This is a genomic window from Paenibacillus cineris (assembly GCF_018333335.1).
Classification (GTDB): domain Bacteria; phylum Bacillota; class Bacilli; order Paenibacillales; family Paenibacillaceae; genus Paenibacillus_AQ; species Paenibacillus_AQ favisporus.
Window position 1 is genome coordinate 1 of record NZ_BORU01000030.1, and the last position, 278, is coordinate 278.

Genomic DNA, 278 nt, shown 5'->3' on the forward strand with positions numbered 1-278 from the left:
CCACAACCCCGGCCAGCAAGCTGACCGGTTTAGGCTGTTCCGCGTTCGCTCGCCGCTACTGACGGAATCACTCTTGTTTTCTCTTCCTCAGGGTACTTAGATGTTTCAGTTCCCCTGGTATGCCTCACCATAACCTATGTATTCAGTTATGAGTGACTGACTATTACATCAGCCGGGTTTCCCCATTCGGACATCCCCGGATCAAAGCTTGCTTACAGCTCCCCGAGGCAGTATCGTTGTTCGCCACGTCCTTCATCGGCTCCTAGCGCCTAGGCATC

The 278-nt window shown here is 53.6% G+C and carries 1 rRNA gene; it reads right to left on the reverse strand.

The features are described 5' to 3' along the window. Window positions 1–278: ribosomal RNA gene (locus tag KI379_RS33795) — 23S ribosomal RNA — on the reverse strand; the annotation flags it as partial.